The 16,102-nt window shown below is 64.0% G+C and carries 16 protein-coding genes and 1 pseudogene; 13 read left to right on the forward strand and 4 right to left on the reverse strand.

Annotated elements, in window-relative coordinates; genetic code table 11:
• The first annotated feature begins 181 nt into the window (after nt 1–181).
• A complete protein-coding gene (glcC, locus tag ACTHNR_RS03140; RefSeq protein ID WP_440546001.1) occupies nt 182–949 on the forward strand; it encodes a transcriptional regulator GlcC in 768 nt (255 codons plus the stop codon).
• Nucleotides 950–980: 31 nt separating this feature from the next.
• Here glcC and ACTHNR_RS03145 read toward each other — a convergent pair whose 3' ends face one another.
• Together ACTHNR_RS03145 and ACTHNR_RS03150 are read right to left on the reverse strand one after the other, a co-directional pair.
• Nucleotides 981–1,973, reverse strand: a complete 993-nt coding sequence (locus ACTHNR_RS03145; protein WP_440546002.1) for a phosphoribosyltransferase — start codon at nt 1,971–1,973, stop codon at nt 981–983.
• Nucleotides 1,974–2,078: 105 nt separating this feature from the next.
• A complete protein-coding gene (locus ACTHNR_RS03150; RefSeq protein WP_440546003.1) occupies nt 2,079–2,786 on the reverse strand; it encodes an aspartate/glutamate racemase family protein in 708 nt (235 codons plus the stop codon).
• Nucleotides 2,787–2,867: 81 nt separating this feature from the next.
• On the opposite strand from ACTHNR_RS03150, the gene ACTHNR_RS03155 reads away from it, so the two are divergent.
• From ACTHNR_RS03155 to ACTHNR_RS03170, 4 genes are all read left to right on the forward strand, one after another.
• The gene (locus ACTHNR_RS03155) at nt 2,868–3,722 is read left to right on the forward strand and encodes a helix-turn-helix domain-containing protein (RefSeq protein WP_440546004.1); all 855 of its coding nucleotides are present in this window, start codon (nt 2,868–2,870) and stop codon (nt 3,720–3,722) included.
• A 172-nt stretch (nt 3,723–3,894) separates the two neighbouring features.
• Nucleotides 3,895–4,212: a flagellar transcriptional regulator FlhD gene (gene flhD / locus ACTHNR_RS03160; protein ID WP_440546005.1), complete on the forward strand. Its 318-nt coding sequence runs from the start codon at nt 3,895–3,897 to the stop codon at nt 4,210–4,212.
• A gap of 13 nt (nt 4,213–4,225) precedes the next feature.
• Nucleotides 4,226–4,750 carry a flagellar transcriptional regulator FlhC gene (gene flhC / locus ACTHNR_RS03165; RefSeq protein ID WP_440546007.1) on the forward strand — a complete coding sequence of 175 codons (525 nt, stop codon included), beginning with the start codon at nt 4,226–4,228 and terminating at the stop codon, nt 4,748–4,750.
• A gap of 135 nt (nt 4,751–4,885) precedes the next feature.
• Complete coding sequence (locus tag ACTHNR_RS03170) at nt 4,886–5,758, forward strand: alpha/beta fold hydrolase (RefSeq protein ID WP_440546009.1); 873 nt, start codon at nt 4,886–4,888, stop codon at nt 5,756–5,758.
• Here the strand turns inward: ACTHNR_RS03170 and ACTHNR_RS03175 are convergent.
• Nucleotides 5,676–7,217, reverse strand: coding sequence for an MFS transporter (locus ACTHNR_RS03175; RefSeq protein WP_440546010.1), 1,542 nt, complete (start codon nt 7,215–7,217; stop codon nt 5,676–5,678). The two genes, ACTHNR_RS03170 and ACTHNR_RS03175, sit on opposite strands and share 83 nt — an antisense overlap.
• Before the next feature lie 124 nt (nt 7,218–7,341).
• Between ACTHNR_RS03175 and ACTHNR_RS03180 the strand changes: the two genes are divergently transcribed.
• Nucleotides 7,342–8,259 (forward strand): LysR family transcriptional regulator, encoded by a 918-nt coding sequence (locus ACTHNR_RS03180; RefSeq protein WP_440546012.1) that lies wholly within the window; start codon nt 7,342–7,344, stop codon nt 8,257–8,259.
• Here the strand turns inward: ACTHNR_RS03180 and ACTHNR_RS03185 are convergent.
• Nucleotides 8,169–9,131, reverse strand: a complete 963-nt coding sequence (locus ACTHNR_RS03185) for a LysR family transcriptional regulator (RefSeq protein WP_440546013.1) — start codon at nt 9,129–9,131, stop codon at nt 8,169–8,171. The genes ACTHNR_RS03180 and ACTHNR_RS03185 overlap by 91 nt on opposite strands.
• Before the next feature lie 100 nt (nt 9,132–9,231).
• Between ACTHNR_RS03185 and ACTHNR_RS03190 the strand changes: the two genes are divergently transcribed.
• The 7 genes and pseudogenes from ACTHNR_RS03190 to ACTHNR_RS03220 all read left to right on the forward strand — a co-directional run bounded on the left by ACTHNR_RS03190 (nt 9,232) and on the right by ACTHNR_RS03220 (nt 15,926).
• Nucleotides 9,232–10,236: an NAD-dependent epimerase/dehydratase family protein gene (locus tag ACTHNR_RS03190; protein ID WP_440546014.1), complete on the forward strand. Its 1,005-nt coding sequence runs from the start codon at nt 9,232–9,234 to the stop codon at nt 10,234–10,236.
• Nucleotides 10,237–10,431: 195 nt separating this feature from the next.
• Nucleotides 10,432–10,746 (forward strand): annotated as a pseudogene (locus tag ACTHNR_RS03195) (alpha/beta fold hydrolase); the annotation flags it as partial.
• Nucleotides 10,747–10,852: 106 nt separating this feature from the next.
• Nucleotides 10,853–11,221 (forward strand): GFA family protein, encoded by a 369-nt coding sequence (locus tag ACTHNR_RS03200; RefSeq protein WP_440546016.1) that lies wholly within the window; start codon nt 10,853–10,855, stop codon nt 11,219–11,221.
• Nucleotides 11,218–11,340 carry a hypothetical protein gene (locus ACTHNR_RS03205; protein WP_440546017.1) on the forward strand — a complete coding sequence of 41 codons (123 nt, stop codon included), beginning with the start codon at nt 11,218–11,220 and terminating at the stop codon, nt 11,338–11,340. The genes ACTHNR_RS03200 and ACTHNR_RS03205 overlap by 4 nt, the downstream gene beginning before the upstream one ends.
• Nucleotides 11,341–11,350: 10 nt before the next feature.
• On the forward strand, nt 11,351–12,091 hold the full coding sequence (locus ACTHNR_RS03210) for a response regulator (RefSeq protein ID WP_440546018.1): 741 nt from the start codon (nt 11,351–11,353) through the stop codon (nt 12,089–12,091).
• Nucleotides 12,088–13,407, forward strand: coding sequence for an ATP-binding protein (locus ACTHNR_RS03215; RefSeq protein ID WP_440546019.1), 1,320 nt, complete (start codon nt 12,088–12,090; stop codon nt 13,405–13,407). Before ACTHNR_RS03210 ends, ACTHNR_RS03215 begins: the two co-directional genes overlap by 4 nt.
• Before the next feature lie 200 nt (nt 13,408–13,607).
• A complete protein-coding gene (locus ACTHNR_RS03220) occupies nt 13,608–15,926 on the forward strand; it encodes a two-partner secretion domain-containing protein (protein ID WP_440546020.1) in 2,319 nt (772 codons plus the stop codon).
• Nucleotides 15,927–16,102 lie beyond the last annotated feature (176 nt).

Here is a 16,102-nt window from a genome sequence, read left to right on the forward strand (position 1 = left end):
GGCAGGTTCGCGGCTGACGCGATTGTTCATGGCCCGCGGCCCTCTGTCCATGTACCCGGATAGAGGTCAGACCAGTTTTTGATAAGGGTTTTCCACCCCCTGCCTGCGAATGCCAGCAAAGGCTGCGAGAAAGAAGCTAAGCTAGCGCCATGACGCAATGATTCAAAGTGGTCTGACCAGCATGAATGACGATCTTTTGACGCCCGGGCGCCATGTCGCCGACGCCGTTGCCGAGCGCATCGAACGGCTCATCGTCGACGGCGTGTTCAAGGAGGGGCAAGCGTTGCCTTCCGAGCGCCGCTTGACGGAAAAGCTCGGCGTCTCCCGCGCGGCCCTGCGCGAAGGGCTTCAGCTGCTGCGTGCGCGCCGCGTCATCGAAACGCAGCATGGTCGCGGTTCGTTCGTGGCCCGGTTGACTCCACGCGAGCAAACGATGCCGATGATGCATTTGCTGGCCTCGCAGCCGCGTACGCTATACGACTTGTTCGAAGTGCGTGGCATGCTCGAAGCCGAATCGGCGCGCCTAGCGGCGCTGCGCGGCACGCCGGCGGATTTCCTGCTGATCACGCGCCGGTATGAAGAGATGGTTCATGCGGAAAGCGAGAGCAAGGATCCGGCAACGCTCGCTCGGCTCGACTATGCATTCCATTTGGCGATTTGCGAGGCCTCGCACAACCCCGTGCTCGTGCATACGCTTCGCTCGCTGACCGATCTGCTGCTCAGTTCGGTCTTCGCATCGGTCAACAATCTGTATCACCGAGCGCCGCATAAACGCCAGATCGACCGGCAACATGCGCGGCTCTACAACGCCGTCGTGGGGCGACTACCCGAACAAGCGCGTCGCGCCGCCAGCGAGCATATCCGCAGCAACGTCGAAGGCTTGCGCGAAATCGAACAGGAAGAGCAGCGGCTCGTGCGCTCGACGCTGCGTTTGGAAGGGTGGGCTTAAGCGGAAATACGAAGCGAACGAAGGCAAGCGCTCAGCCGGTCTGAACCACGCTCGAGCCGGCCGCTTCGACGGCGTCGACACCCCACCGATGCGACGACACGAGCTGGCCCGCGCCGTCGGCCGCGTTCCACCAGATCACGCGCAAGAGCGGCGCCCGTTGAGCGATATGGATCGCCTGCACCGGATCGCTTTCGACGAAATGCGTGCACGCCAGCGCCAGCGCCGCCTGCGCTTTGTATGCGGCCACTTCGTGGGGCCTGTCGCCGTGGCGCGAGGGATCGCGCATCACGAGCTGCGGACGATCGAAGCCATGGCGGACGAGCCAATCCGCAGTACGCGAGCGATCCATCTCGGGCCGGCCGGTGACGATCGCCTTGGCCCGCTCGATGTCGACGCCGGGCAGCCGCTCGAACGGAACGAGCGCGTCGCGTTCCGCCAGCGCCGCGGCCAAGTCGGCCTCGTAGTGCGACGACGGTACGTCGGGCAAGAGAATGCCATCCAAATCGATCGCATAGACGGCGAACTCATGGTCTTCGCCGATGAGACCGTGCGTGCCCGCGCGAGTGCGCCGCCAGGCGTCGCGGTAGGCATCGGTGTAGGCGTGGCGCTCCCACGGGAACAACACGAAGTAGCCGCGTGCATCGAGCCCGTAGTCCGGGTGAATGCGGCTGAGATCGTCGAAGCCGGCCACGAGCGTCTTCACCTCGAGGCCGTGGGCGAGCAGGAACGCGATGCAATCGTCGAGCGTGTTTCCGGCGCCTGCGATGTCCTCGCATACGAGCACTTTGCTGCCCGGGGGCGGCAGAGGAATCGACGAATCCCATGCGACCGCTCGCGTGGCGCGTTCGTAGCGCAGGAACGCGGCCGGAACGCCAACCGCGTGCGAAACCATCAGCGCGAGCGGCCCGCCTCCGCGCAGGATGCCGACGGCGCACGCGAACCCTTCCCCGGCCAACTCCGGCTGCAGCGAGGCGATCCATTGATCGATTTGATCGTAGGTCAGGGCGAGTATGGGCTTTTGCATCGGAAAACGGCAACGAAGGGCGCGGCAAAATGGGCGCGGAGCACGCCATTATTGCCAATCGGCACCGCGTCGTCCATCGATGGCGAACTGGGCCGCCCGCAAGCGTTACCCGGGCGGGCGCTCGTCGAGAGCAAAATCGAACGCCGCCAATGCGTGCAACCGCGTGGTGTCGAGGACCGGCAGCGGGCTATCGCGCTCGCTTATCAGCAAGCCGATTTCGGTGCAGCCGAGCACGACGGCCTGCGCACCGCGCGCCGCCAGCGAATGGATGACTTCGACATATGCGTGGCGTGACGCATCGCTGATGATGCCCGCGCAAAGCTCCTCGTAAATGACGCGGTGGACGAGATCGCGTTGCGCCTCGTCCGGCGTGAACATCTCTACCCCGAAGCGCTCGCGAACGTAGTCGACGAGAAACGGCTCGCGCATCGTGAAGCCGGTGCCTAGCAGGCCCACGCGCCGCCAGCCGCCGCGCAGGCACGCTTGACCAAGCGAATCGCCGATGTGCAGAAACGGGGTCGAGACGCTGGAGGCGACCGCATCGGCCACCTTGTGCATCGTATTCGTGCACAGCACGATGCAGTCGGCGCCGCCCGCTTGAAGGCGCCTCGCGGCGTTCTGCAGGACCTGCGCGGCGTCGTTCCACCGGTTCTCCCGCTGCGCCGCTTCGATCGGGCCGAAGTCGACGCTGTACATCAGGATTTGCATCGAGCGCAGCGGGCCCAACCGCTCGCGCGCCGCTTCGTTTAGGATTCGATAGTATTCGGCGGAAGACTCCCAGCTCATGCCGCCGATCAAGCCGATCGTTCGCATCGTCGATGCCTCCTGACATTCGTTTTCATGTGTCCGGATGTTGCCTTCGACGTGCCGCTCCGTATATCGAGAAATTTCACCGTGGACGCTCATCCCGGCGATCTCGCCGGCCCACCCACCGAAGCGCCCCATGTCGTCGTGGGCGGAGGCATCGCGCTGCAATTGTTGCCGCGCGCGCCGTACAGTGCGCGCGACCCGGCGCATGCACCGTCGATCGGTGTCGCGCTCGAGCGGCAAACAGGTGTCCATTCGATCGCGTCGGACCGGCGCGAGGCGTACGATCGCTGGCCCGGCACGCTGGCGGTCACCCCGGCCGGGATGGATGTGTTCTCGGAATCGGCCCGCGGCGGCGAATACCTCGTCCTGCGGCTCATGGGGACGGATCTCGAGGTCATGCCCGGCCAGGCGGTTGGCCAAACGCGAGTTTGCATCGCCGGCGCACGGGAAGCGTTCGCGCTGGCGCGCGCGCTGCGACGGCTGCTCGTCGCACCGGTCCGCGACGACGCAAGACTGGCCGACCTCGCCTGGCGCCTCGTCTCGCGCGCCCTTGCGCCGGCCAGCGGCCAAACGGCGTACGAAGGCCGCGATCGGCAGCGCTACGGCGGCGTCCTCGACCGCATCGCCGACGAATTCGGCCAGCCCCTCGCCGTGGACGAATTGGCCGCCATGACCGGCCAATCGACCCTCGCGTTCCTGCGCGGCTTCACGGCGGCGATCGGCATGACCCCGCACGCTTATCTCACCGAGCACCGGCTACAGGCGGCGCGCAGCCTGCTTGCCGCCTCCCGCCTGCCCTTGGCCGACATCGCCCTGGCCTGCGGCTTCTCCCACCAGTCGCATTTCGGCGCCGCGTTCAAACGCGCGTTCGCCCTGACGCCGGCGCACTATCGCCGCCTGCACCGAGGCCCCTCGGGCGCGGCGTGCCAACGCGCGTAGGAAAACGCTGACAGACCCACCGGCGCGGACGACACGATGTTCCGACGCCGCTGATTGGTATCGCTAACAATCTGAACAATACTCTCATCCAACGCATGCACCACGCCGCGCGACTTGCGAGGCGGCCGAAACCACCGGCGTGCGACCCGATTTCCCAGTTGCGGAGGCAAGAGTGAACGATCGCGAAGTGCTCGAAACGGTACGAGAGATCAACCTGTCGTATCTGTTGCTCGCAAAGCACATGCTCAACGAAGACTATGCGGAGGGCTTGTTCAAGCTCGGCCTGTCGTCGCAGTTGGCCGATCTGCTCCACACGCTGACGCCCGCGCAAACCATCAAGTTCGCGCAGTCGGAAGAGCTCGTGTGCGACTTCCGCTTCAACGATGCGGCTATGCTGACCGCTCTGACGTCGATGGAGAAAGGTCTCGACGCCACGGCCACGCACGCGGCGATTTTGCTCGCCGCCCAGCCTGCCAAGCAATTCGCCTAATAGGGAGCCAGCCATGCCGAAGACGAGCCTGATCGAAGAAGCGCAAGAAGTCTCCCGCGCCGTCGCGTTGATCGAACTGGGCGCCCGCATGCAGGTGCTCGAGTCCGAACTCTCGCTTTCGCGCGAGCGCCTCATTCGCCTCTATCGCGAAGTCAAGGAAGAATCGCCGCCGAAGGGCATGCTGCCCTCCTCCGCCGACTGGTACATGACGTGGCAGGCCAATATTCACGCGTCGCTGTTCTACCACACGTACTCGTTCCTGAAGCAGGAAGCCCGCTGCTCGCACGTCGATTCGCTGACCAAGGGCTATCGCCTGTACCGCGAGCACTGCACGAACGCCGGCCTCGACGTTCATCTCGACTTGACGCGCGCATGGACGCTCGTGCGCTTCTTCAACGGCGGGATCTTGGACATGCATGAATGCTGCCGCTGCAGGGGCAAGTTCGTGTCCTACAAGCATGATCTGCCGCGCGCCAAGGCCTGCGTCATGTGCCAGCCGCCGTCGCGCGCCGGCAAGAAAGCCAAGACGCTGAATTGAGCTGACGCCGGCGTTAGGGTTCCCGTACGGGTGCCCATACGGGGTCAGCTTCCCCTTACCTCGCAGGTAATCGATTTCGCTCCGCCTTCCTTCTACGATGCCATCAACGCATCGACAACCGAAGGAGAAAGCGACATGCCGATCATCGCCGCAAACGACGGAACGCAACTTTATTGGCGCCAATGGGGCAGCGGCGCTCCGATGCTGTTCGTCAGCGCGCTCGGCTGCGGCAGCGCGATGTGGGACTACCAATTCGCCGAATTCGGCGACAACGGCGTGCGCTGCATCGCTCTGGACCGCCGGGGACACGGCCGCTCCGACCAACCCGCGCGCGGCTACGATTTCGATACGTTCGCCGACGACTTGGCGAAGCTTATCGAATCGCTCGACTTGAAGGACATCACGCTCGTATCGCACTCGATGGGCAGCGGAGACGTCGTACGCTATTTGAGCCGGCACGGCGGCAAGCGGGTGGCGCGCGTCATCCTGATCGCGCCCACGACACCAATGTTGCTCCAGACCGATGACAACCCCGGCGGCATACCGCGCGAGCGGTTCGAAGCGCTGTGGGCGCTGTGGCGACGCGACTATCCGAGCTGGGTGGCGAGTGCGCTGCCGCCGTTTTTCGTGCCCGAAACGTCGCCGGCCATGATGCGCTGGGGCGCGACGATCCTACAAGCTCCCGTTCCTGTCGCGCTGGCATGCAGCCGAGTGCTCGTCGAAGCGGACTTCAGAGCCGAAATGCGGCAGATCGACGTGCCGACCATGATCGTTCAAGGCGACCGCGACTGCTCGGTGCCGCTCGAAGTGGGCGGGTTGCGCAGCGCGGAGTTGATTGCCGGCAGCACCCTCAAGATCTATCCGGGTGCGCCGCACGGGTTGCTCTACACGCATATGGAAGCGCTGCACGCGGACATGTGGGCGTTCATGCGAGGTACGCATCGTCCAGATCCGAGCACGCGGCGCGCCTCAGAAAGCCGAATACCAGCAGGGCCGATAGCACGGTGATGCCTGCCAGAACGTGCAACAGCGAGTGAAATGCGTCGCCATAGAGCCGAGCCAGTTCGGCTCGCGGCGCATGAGTCAGCACGCTTGCCGCCCCGGCCAAATCGCCCATCGCGAGCCGATTGGATGCCTGACCGATCCGCGCCGCATCGCCGCCCGACGGAAAGGCGCCGCGCAGATTCGCGTCGATGAATCCCGCCAGCAATGTCGTGACGACCGCCAACGCGATTCCCTCGCCGGCCACGCGCGTGGTGTTGAAGATGCCGGCCGCCATCCCGGCTCGCTCCTTCGGCACGACGCTCACGGCGAGCCCGTCCATCAGGCCCCACGGAAGACTCACGCCCAGCCCGATGACGAACATCGCGGCCGGCAAGCTGCCGGAGAATGGAGCTGGCGCACACTGCGCAAGCCAAAGGTGGCCGCAAGCGCACAGCAGCAGACCGATGCCGGCGATGACGCCAGGCGACACCCAGCCCACCAAACGGCCGGCAATCAGCGGCACGACTAGCATCGGCGCGGACATAGCGAACATCATTCGCCCGGTTGCTACACTGTCGAGCCCGTCGATACCGATCAAGCGAACCGGCATCAATACGAGCAGTACGACGTAGCAATACGCCGGCGCGGCCGCGACGAATTGCACGCCGATGAAGCGCGGATAGCGAAACAACGAGAGATCGAGCATCGGGCGCGTTGCACGCAGTTCGACAACGGCGAACGCAGCCGCCGCGAGGGTCGATGCGGCTAATGGAACGAGCACAGCCGCGCTCCCCCACCCGCGGTCGGACACGCGCAACACCGCGTAGGTGAATAAAGCCAATGCGCAGGCGAAGGTCGCGGCGCCAGGCCAGTCGACGCTTGTCGCGCCAGGGTCGCGGGTTTCCCGCATGCATTTCGCACCCGACACCGAGGCCGCGAGCATAACGAGGGCTGTGCTAACGAACACGGCACGCCAGCCGATGTGCGCAATGAGCCCGCCGGCAAGAATCGGCCCGAATGCGAGCCCCACGCCGAACGTCGTGCCGAGCAGGCTGAACGCACGATTGCGCGCGTCGCCCTCGAACTCTTGGGCAAGGGCGGCGGCGCCGGCAGAAAGTGCAGCCGCGCCGGCCATGCCTTGCAGCACACGAGCGAGGTCGACTGCGATGATCGACCCAGCAAGCGCCGCGATGACCGACGATAGGGTGAAGCCAAGCGTGCCGACCAGAAAAATGCGCTTGCGCCCGAAGCGATCGGCCAACGTCCCCGCCACGAGCATGCAACTGCCGAATGCCAGCATGAACGCGTTCGTCACCCACTCTAGGGCGAGCGGGGAGCCGCCGAGCGCGGATGCGATCGTGGGCAGCGCTAGAGCCGGGCCCGTGAAGCTGACCGGCATCGCGAGCGCCGCCAGACAAACCGCGCAAAGCACCAAGCGCTTCTGCGTTACGTCGAGTGCTTTTGCGTCGGTGGTATTTGGCATGGCGCGAATCCCTTGAGAGATGGTAGGTCGAAGGTGTGCCGGAATGTTAAAAGTGCGCCGACCATGTTTAAATGAGCCCGCTTTCCGGACTCTCAGGAAAATCATTCCTTAATCGACCATTTCGATGGAAACGCTCAGTGGGCTCCTCGTCTTCATCCGCGCGGCGGAAATGCGCAGCTTCGTCGCCGCGGGCCGCGCGCTCGGCATCTCGGCGTCCGCGGTCGGTAAGAGCATCGCGAAGTTGGAAAAGAATCTCGGCGTTCGACTGTTTCATCGAACCACTCGCAAGATCAGTCTCACCGATGAAGGCTCGATTTTTTTCGACCGCTGCCGGCAAGCGTTGCAGGATATCGAGGATGCACAGGCGCAGCTGTCGACCGCGAGCGCCGTGCCGCGTGGACGGTTGCGCGTCAGCGTGCCCGCGGTCGGCTATCGGTTCGTGCTGCCGGTTCTTGCCGAGTTTCGCTCGCGCTATCCGGCGATCGAACTCGACTTGGACTTCAGCGACCGTCTCGTCGATGTAGTCGAAGAAGGTTTCGATGTCGTCATTCGCGGGGGCGAGCCCCTCGATTCACGCTTAAAGGCAAAGCCGCTCGGCCCATACCGGCTCGTCGTTTGCGCGTCGCCTGCCTACTTCGCGCGGCGCGGCATGCCGAAAGTAGCAGACGATCTTGCGGAGCACGCGTGTCTGCGCTTCAGATTCGCTTCGAGCGGGAAGCTGCAAGAGTGGCTGATAGACGGCGAATCCGCGCTACGCGGCACGCAAACGAGCGCGCCGCTCATCTTCAACAACGCAGAGGCCGTCTTGTCGGCGGCCGTGGAGGGGCTCGGCATCGCGTACATCCCTGATTTCCTGTGCCGCGACGCGATTACGGAAGGACGACTGCAACCCGCGTTGACCCTGTCGAAAACAACCGAAGGCGTGTTCCGTGCGCTATGGCCGGCGAGCCGTCACATGCTGCCGCGCTTGCGCGTATTCGTCGATTTTCTGGGTGAGCGGCTTGGCGAGCCCGCACCGTTTGCATCGTCTCCGGCGATATAAGCTTGCAGCCCGCGCACGAGCGCGTCGAATGCGGCCGTACAACGGGGACTGCTGCGCAGATCCTCGTGCATCACGACCCACGTCTGGAACTTGAGCGCCACGACGTCGGGCAACACGCGCACGAGCGCATCGCGCCGCGCAAGGCCCGATTGGCAAAAACCGATCCCGCAACCCGCGCGAATCAGCGCAAGTTGCGCGAGATCGCTGTCCGTTCGTAGCGCGAATGCTTCGCGCCGCCACATCGGCAGCTTCTTGCCGGCCTCACGCAGGAACGGCGTCAATTGATCGAAGCCGATGAGCGGGTGGCTAGCCAGTTCGGCGAGGGTCGCGGGGTTGCCGCACGCGGCCGCGTAGTCCGCATGCGCGTATAGCCCAAGTTCGATGTCGCCCGCCTTGCGCGCAATCAGCGCCTCTTGCGCAGGCGTGGCCATGCGCACGGCAATATCGACCTCGCGCTGCAGTACGTCCTGAATGCGATTGGTCGGCACGAGTTCGACGATGAGCGCCGGGTGCGCGCGCCGCAGCTCGGCAATCACGGGCGGCAGCACTTCAACGCCGATGATGTCGCTGGCCGATACGCGCACGACCCCTCTCACCCCTGCCCCATGACTCGCGGCCGCGCGCGCCAGGGCTGCCGCCGTGCTCTGCAGAGACTGCGCATAGCCACGCAGCGACAGTGCGGCCTCGGTGGGCAGCAGTCCCGACTGCGAGCGGGTAAACAGCGTTTGACCGAAAGCAGTCTCGAGCGCGGCCACGTGACGGCCCGCCGTCGGCTGCGTGATGCCGAGCGCTCGGGCCGCACCCGAGAGCGAGCCTTCCGTCAGCACGGCAAGAAACGTTCGATACAGTTCCCAACTCAAATCGGTAGCCATACATAAATGTATAGCCTATCGATCACGTTCGACAATTCCTTATTAGCGGGGAGCGCCACACAATGCCGCCATCGGCATGCACATTCCCAGGAGAAGATGGATGGAAACCACGCAGAACGTACAGGTAGGGCGGGCGTTGATCCTTGGCGCGACGGGCGGCATCGGCGGCGAGCTTGCGCGGCAATTGCGCGATGCGGGGTGGGAGGTCCGAGCTCTGGCACGCACTCTTGACGCTGCCGAAGTCGAGCGCGACGGCATCGTCTGGCTTCGCGGCGACGCGATGGATCGTCGATCGGTCGTCGATGCCGCTCGGGGCTGCGGCGTCATCGTTCACGCAGTCAATCCGCCCGGATACCGCCGTTGGTCGGAACTCGTGTTGCCGATGATCGACAACACCATCGCCGCCGCAGCAGCGACCGGGGCGACGGTCGTCTTGCCCGGCACCGTCTACAACTACGGCGGCGATGCGTTTCCCGTTCTGCGGGAAGACTCGCCGCAGCGGCCGACTACGCGTAAAGGCGCGATCAGGGTGGAACTCGAGCGACGACTGGAGGCCGCGACGGCGCAAGGCGTGCGTACGATCGTCGTGCGCGCCGGGGACTTTTTCGGGCCGCGCGCCGGCAACAGTTGGTTCGCGCAGGGCCTTATCCAGCCGGGGCGGATGGTGCAGACCGTTCGCGTCCCCGGTCGGCCGGGCGTGGGCCATCAATGGTCGTATGTACCCGACGTCGCGCGAACCATGGTTGAGCTTATCGAACGCAGGCATACGCTCGCCGCGTTCGCGAGCTTCCATATGCGCGGCCACTGGGATGCGGACGGGACACAGATGGCGCATGCGATTCAAGCGGTCGCGCAGCGGCACGGCCTGCATCCGCGCCTGCGGCGCTTTCCTTGGTGGCTCGCTCGGTTGGCCTCGCCGTTCGTTCCGACTCTGCGCGAGTTGATGGAGATGCGCTATCTCTGGCGCGTGCCGGTGAGTATGAGCAACGCTCGACTGGAAACCGAGATCGGCCGCGAACCGCACACGCCGCTCGACGCGGCCGTCGAAGCGACGTTGAAAGGACTCGGCTGTTTGCCGCAGACGCCAAACGGCGCGCATTTTTGAATCCCCATGTGTATTGAACAAACGTCGATACATTGAGATACAAACGCCCGCGCAGCTTTGCGTATAAAGGCAAGCACCGAAGCCTGACCGATACGGCCGGACGCCTTTCACCATTGCTGTACGGAGAACAACATGGACAAACCTGTCGACCCTCGACGTCGTCGTCTTCTCGGCACCGCTATCGCGGGCCTGAGCCTCGCGGCCTTGTGGCCCGAGCGCGTGAAGGCGCTCGTTTCGGTGAGCGGGTACCTGATCGGCAGTCATGCCGCCAACAAAAAGCCGCTGCCGCCAAAAGCCGAATTCGCTTGGTGGTATCAGTTCTACTTCTCGACCGAACGCGGCGCGCAAGGCTATGCGAACGGCGCGCCGCATCCCGAGCCCGCCGCTTACGCCAAGAAGTTCGTCGGAGAGTATCTGCACCGCACGATCGGCGGCGGCGTCGGCCACAATCTGCCGCAAGAAGCGCCGAAGGCGTTCGCGGATGCGATACTCCAGGTCGTATCGCTGTAGAGTGCGTTCTTGCCCGCGCCAGCCCAAACTCGCATGAATCGATCGCCCGTTTCCCAACATCGTCACGGGCCTTCTACGTCGCATCAGGTTTCCAACGGAGAGCATCATGAGTGAATGGTTCAATGGCTCATGCCACTGCGGTACGGTCAAATTCAAGGTGTTCACGGCCCTCTCGCCGGCCGGCCGCTGCAACTGCAGTCTGTGCCGCCGCAAAGGCGCGTTGATGTCGCCCGCGTTCCCCGCCGAGCAGCTCGAAATCGTCAGCGGCAAAGACGATCTCACGCTTTACCAGTTCAACACCCGCGTGGCGAAGCACTATTTCTGCCGCCATTGCGGCATCTATCCGTTCCATCAAACCCGCAGCAATCCCACGCATTGGCGCGTGAATCTCGGCTGCCTCGACGGCGTCGATGTCTACGGGCTCGAATCGGCGGTCTACGACGGCGCAAGCATGTCGGTGGTGGACAACGCATGAAACGCGTCTTGGCGGTCGCGCTGTTCATCATGGCGGGAGTTGCCGCCGAAGTGCGCCATCCGCTCAAGTGCGATTTGATCGCCGGGTCGTCGGCGCAAATGCGGCGAAGGCGCCGTTGACGGAGCATCCATGGACAGGATCGACCATGTGCTGGTCGTCGATGACGATCGCGACATTCGCGAATTGATCGCGGACTATCTCGAGAAGAACGGCATGCGCGTATCGGTCGCCGCCAACGGCCGCGACATGCGCGCGGTGCTCGAAAGCGGGCCGCCGGACATCATCGTGCTCGACCTGATGCTGCCGGGCGAGGACGGCCTCGTGCTCTGCCGCGATCTCCGCGCCAGCCGACATCGCAGCGTACCTGTACTGATGCTCACGGCGCGCGGCGAGGAAACCGATCGCATCGTCGGCCTGGAAATGGGCGCGGACGATTATTTGGCGAAGCCGTTCGCCGTGCGGGAATTGCTCGCGCGCATCAAGGCGGTCCTGCGCCGAGCGCGGATGCTTCCGCCTGGCATGCAAGTGAGCGAGTCGGCCCACGTGCTGGCGTTCGGCGATTGGCGGCTCGACACCGTTGCGAGGCACCTGCTCGACGCGGAGGGGACCGTCGTCGCGTTGAGCGGCGCCGAATACCGGCTGCTGCGCGTATTTCTCGACCATCCGCAGCGAGTGCTCACGCGCGACCAGTTGCTGAGCCTCACGCAGGGCCGCCAAGCCGACGCGTTCGATCGTTCGATCGACCTTCTGGTGAGCCGCGTCAGGCAGCGGCTGCGCGACGAAGCGCGCGAGCCGCGCTACATCAAGACACTGCGCAACGAGGGGTATGTGTTTTCAGCGGCCGTCACCGTCATACAGGATCCGTCGTGATCGGCCGAGCCTTGCATTGGCGCCTGCCTCGCACGTTGTATGCGCGCGTTGCGCTGATCCTCGTCATTGGTCTCGCGCTCACACAGGGTGCGAGTTTCTGGCTGACGCTGACAGAGCGCGACAACGCCACGACCGACGTGATGATGGGCTACGTCGAGCGGGAAGTGGCCAGCTCGGTCGCCTTGCTCGACCACCTTCCCGCCAGCGAGCGAGCGGATTGGCTGCCGCGTCTCGCGCGCCGAACGTACCGCTTCATTCTCGGCCCCGGCGAAACCGGCGCGCCGCCCGACGCGCGGCTCTCCGCACGCATGGCGGAGTCGATCGAGGCGGGTATCGGGCGCAAGTACCCAGTCAGCGTCAACACGATCCCCGACTCGCGCGAGCACCTGCAGGTTCACTTAAAGCTCACGGACGGTGCGCCGCTGACAATCGACGTCTTGCCCATGTCGTCGATCCCGATCTCTCCGTGGCTGCCGTTTACGCTCGCGCTGCAATTGGCGGTGATCGTCGCATGCTCGTGGCTTGCAGTACGCCTTGCCACGCGCCCTCTGCAGCAGTTGGCGAAAGCAGCCGACGCGCTCGGCCCCGATTTGAAGGGCGAACGCCTGCCGGAGAAGGGACCGTCGGAGGTGGCGCGAGCGGCGCGTGCATTCAATTCGATGCAGGAACGCATCGCGGGCTATATGGCGGAGCGCATTCAGATCTTGGCAGCCATTTCTCACGATTTGCAGACACCGATTACGCGAATGAGGCTGCGCGTCGAGACGATGGATGACCAAGTTCAAGGGGCGCGACTGCAACGCGACCTTGCGGAGATGGAAACGCTGGTCAAGGAAGGGCTCGCGTATGCGCGCACGATGCACGGCGTGAATGAAGACATCCATCGTACCGACCTGCATGCGTTGCTGGAAAGCTTGGTTTATGACTACGTCGATACGGGCGCGGCGGTATCGCTCGATGCGCATGAATCGGTGACGATCGCGACGAGGCCTAATGCATTGCGGCGTTTGATCGGCAATCTCGTCGACAACGCGCTGAAGTTTGCCGGACAAGCGGCCATTGAGATGCGTCACGATCATGTAAATCACGTCGTGATCTCGGTGCTCGATCGGGGCCCCGGCATTTCGCCGGAGGCGCTGGAAGCGGTGTTTGAACCCTTCTACCGCGAGGAAACCTCGCGCAATCGCGCCACCGGCGGAACCGGCCTCGGTCTCGCCATCGCGCGGCAGCTTGCCCTCGCGCTCAACGCTACGCTCACGCTCGAGAACCGAGAGGGTGGCGGCCTAGAAGCCCGTGTCGTGCTGAACGCGGCTTAACCGCCTTCAATCAAGGCGGACATCGCTTCTTCGTTTCTTCGCTCACGCGGCTTCGGTGAAATCGCACCGTCGAGAACTGAAGTTCTCATAAGCAAATAAACAACGACGCCTTTTTTTATTTTATTTCCCGATTAAACATCTCCGCGTGCGAGCACGGATGACTGCGCACAACGTCGAATGAACGATTGACGAGGGCGATCATGATTGAGACGAAATTCGGGCGGACAATCGATCACCGGTCGCGGCGCGCGGCCACGCTGTTCGCACCGTCGGCATGCGCCGCGGCGGCGCTGACTTTATGCGCCCATGCCACGCTAGCGTTGGGCGCGGGCGCACTCCCACAAGGTGGACAGTTCGTGGCGGGCGCCGGCGCGATCGCCGGCAACGCGACCTCCGTGACGGTCAACCAAAGCTCGAGTCGAGGCATCATCGATTGGGGCAGTTTCTCGATCGACGCGGGCCAACGCGTGACGTTCAACAACGGCAACGGTGCGACGCTGAACCGCGTCACCGGGGGCGCCCCTTCGCAGATTCTCGGCACGCTCACCGGTACCGGCAGCGTCTATCTCGTCAATCCGCAGGGCGTGCTCATCGGCAAGTCGGGCATCGTATCGACCGGGGGACGGTTCGTTGCATCCACGCTTGATACCGACGATACGTTGTTCATGCTCGTCGACAATTTTCAATTTACCGGAGCGTCCAACGGCAAGGTCGTCAACCTGGGACGAATCGAATCGAAAAACGGCGACGTGTTTTTGATCGCCCGCTCGCAAGTGGAAAACGCGGGAGACATTCACGCGCCGAATGGCACGGTGGAACTCGCGGCTGCCCAGCAGATGCTGCTTGCGACCGACCAGCACAACAAGCAGGTGTACGTGCAGATGCCTAGCGGCGGCACCGTCATCAATCGAGGCGCGATCGAAGCCGCGCAGGTCAGCTTGCAAGCGGCGGACGGCAACGTGTACGCCTTGTCGGGCAATCACACGGCCATCCGCGCCACCGGTACGGCCACGCGCGACGGGCATATATGGCTCGTCGCCGACCGAGGCTGGGTGCGGCTTGGCGGGCGGCTCGACGCAAAGAACGCGGATAGCAGCGGCGGAACCGTGGACACTGAGGCAGGCACGATTGTGTTTTGCCATTGCATCCCGACCGTGTCGGCCGGTATATGGAACATCATCACGCCCAGCATCGCGATCGGCAGCCGCGAAGCCACCGTGCTGACACGAAACCTCAATGCGGGAACGTCGATCAACGTCCAGGCGACGGCCGACGAAGGGCGCAGCGGCGATATCGCGATTGGCTCGAACATCGGGTGGACCGGCCCGGCCTCGCTGGGATTGAACGCTTATCGCTCGGTGCGCGTGAACGACGGCGTCACGATCAAGAACGCGGGCAGCGGCAATCTCACGCTGCATGCCGATTCGACGGCGATCGACAACGGCGGCAGCGTCACGAATCAAGGCACGATCGACTGGTCGAAGAGCACGGGCATCGTCAACGTGCTCTATGACATGAACGGGACCTATGCGGCCGGTGCGATGCTCGGAAATACGTCATGGACGCCGCCCGCAAATAGTGGGCTGCTGACGCAAATCACAGCCTATCGCCTTGTCAATTCAGCAGACGACCTGCGAAGCGTGGCGCAAGACCTGTTTGCAAACTATGCGCTTGGACGCGATGTCGAGTTCGCGGGCGGGAGCCTGCGGCCGATCGGCGATCTCGTTCAACCGTACGCGGGGCAGTTCGACGGATTCGGACATGTGATCGACGGCGCGGTGATCGCATTCGACCCGGCGGGCGGACCATCAGGCGTTTTCGGCGCGATCGATACGAATAGCGTGGTGCGCAACCTCGGCGTCACGAATTCGTACAACGCCGCCGCAGCCAATTCGTTCGCCGAAGGCGGCCTGCTGGCCGGCGTCAACTTCGGTACGATCTTCCGTGCCTATTCCACCGGCGCGGTGGGCGCGATTGGGCCGGGCCGCACGTCATCCAATGGCGGGCTCGTGGGCGAGAACGGCAACGGTGCACTCATTGCGCAATCGTGGAGCAGCGCCAACGTGGCCGGATTCGACTACGCGGGCGGACTAGTGGGCGCCAACATCGGGACGATCAAGCAGTCGTATGCGACGGGCAGCGTCAGCCCGCTGGCGAGCTCCACGTTTGTTGGTGGGCTGGCCGGGGCGAGCCCGATCGACGGCATGTCGTCGATCATCGAATCGTTTGCCTCGGGGCCGGTAGCGGGCTGGCAAGGCAGTGGAATTTCACTGCCGCCTGGCGCCATTACTGCTGTCAGCAATGGCACTGCCCTCAACAACTACTGGAACATGGATGCGACGGGCCTCACGTTCGGTGGCATCGGCATTCCATCGACCGGTGGCCTGACGGCCGCGCAGATGCGCGACGCGACGAGCTTCGTGGGGTGGGACTTCTGCCCGAATGGCGTATGGGCCATGCCCGATGGCGCGACGCATCCTGTATTGAAGTGGCAGGTGGAGAAGCCGGCGGCACTTTGAACGCACGTCTGATCGGCAGCTAGTAGGCTAGCAGCAGGGGCCCTGACGACTTCTTTGTGTCCGAATTGCGAGCGGCATTCGCGCGGGGCGGCTTTTCCCTCCTATGATCGTGAGCTTTTCCGACTAACAAGCTCGCATGCAACACCAAACGTTTCGCATCGCCTATGACGGCCCGG

The sequence above is a fragment of the Trinickia sp. genome, from assembly GCF_051954495.1.
GTDB lineage: Bacteria > Pseudomonadota > Gammaproteobacteria > Burkholderiales > Burkholderiaceae > Trinickia.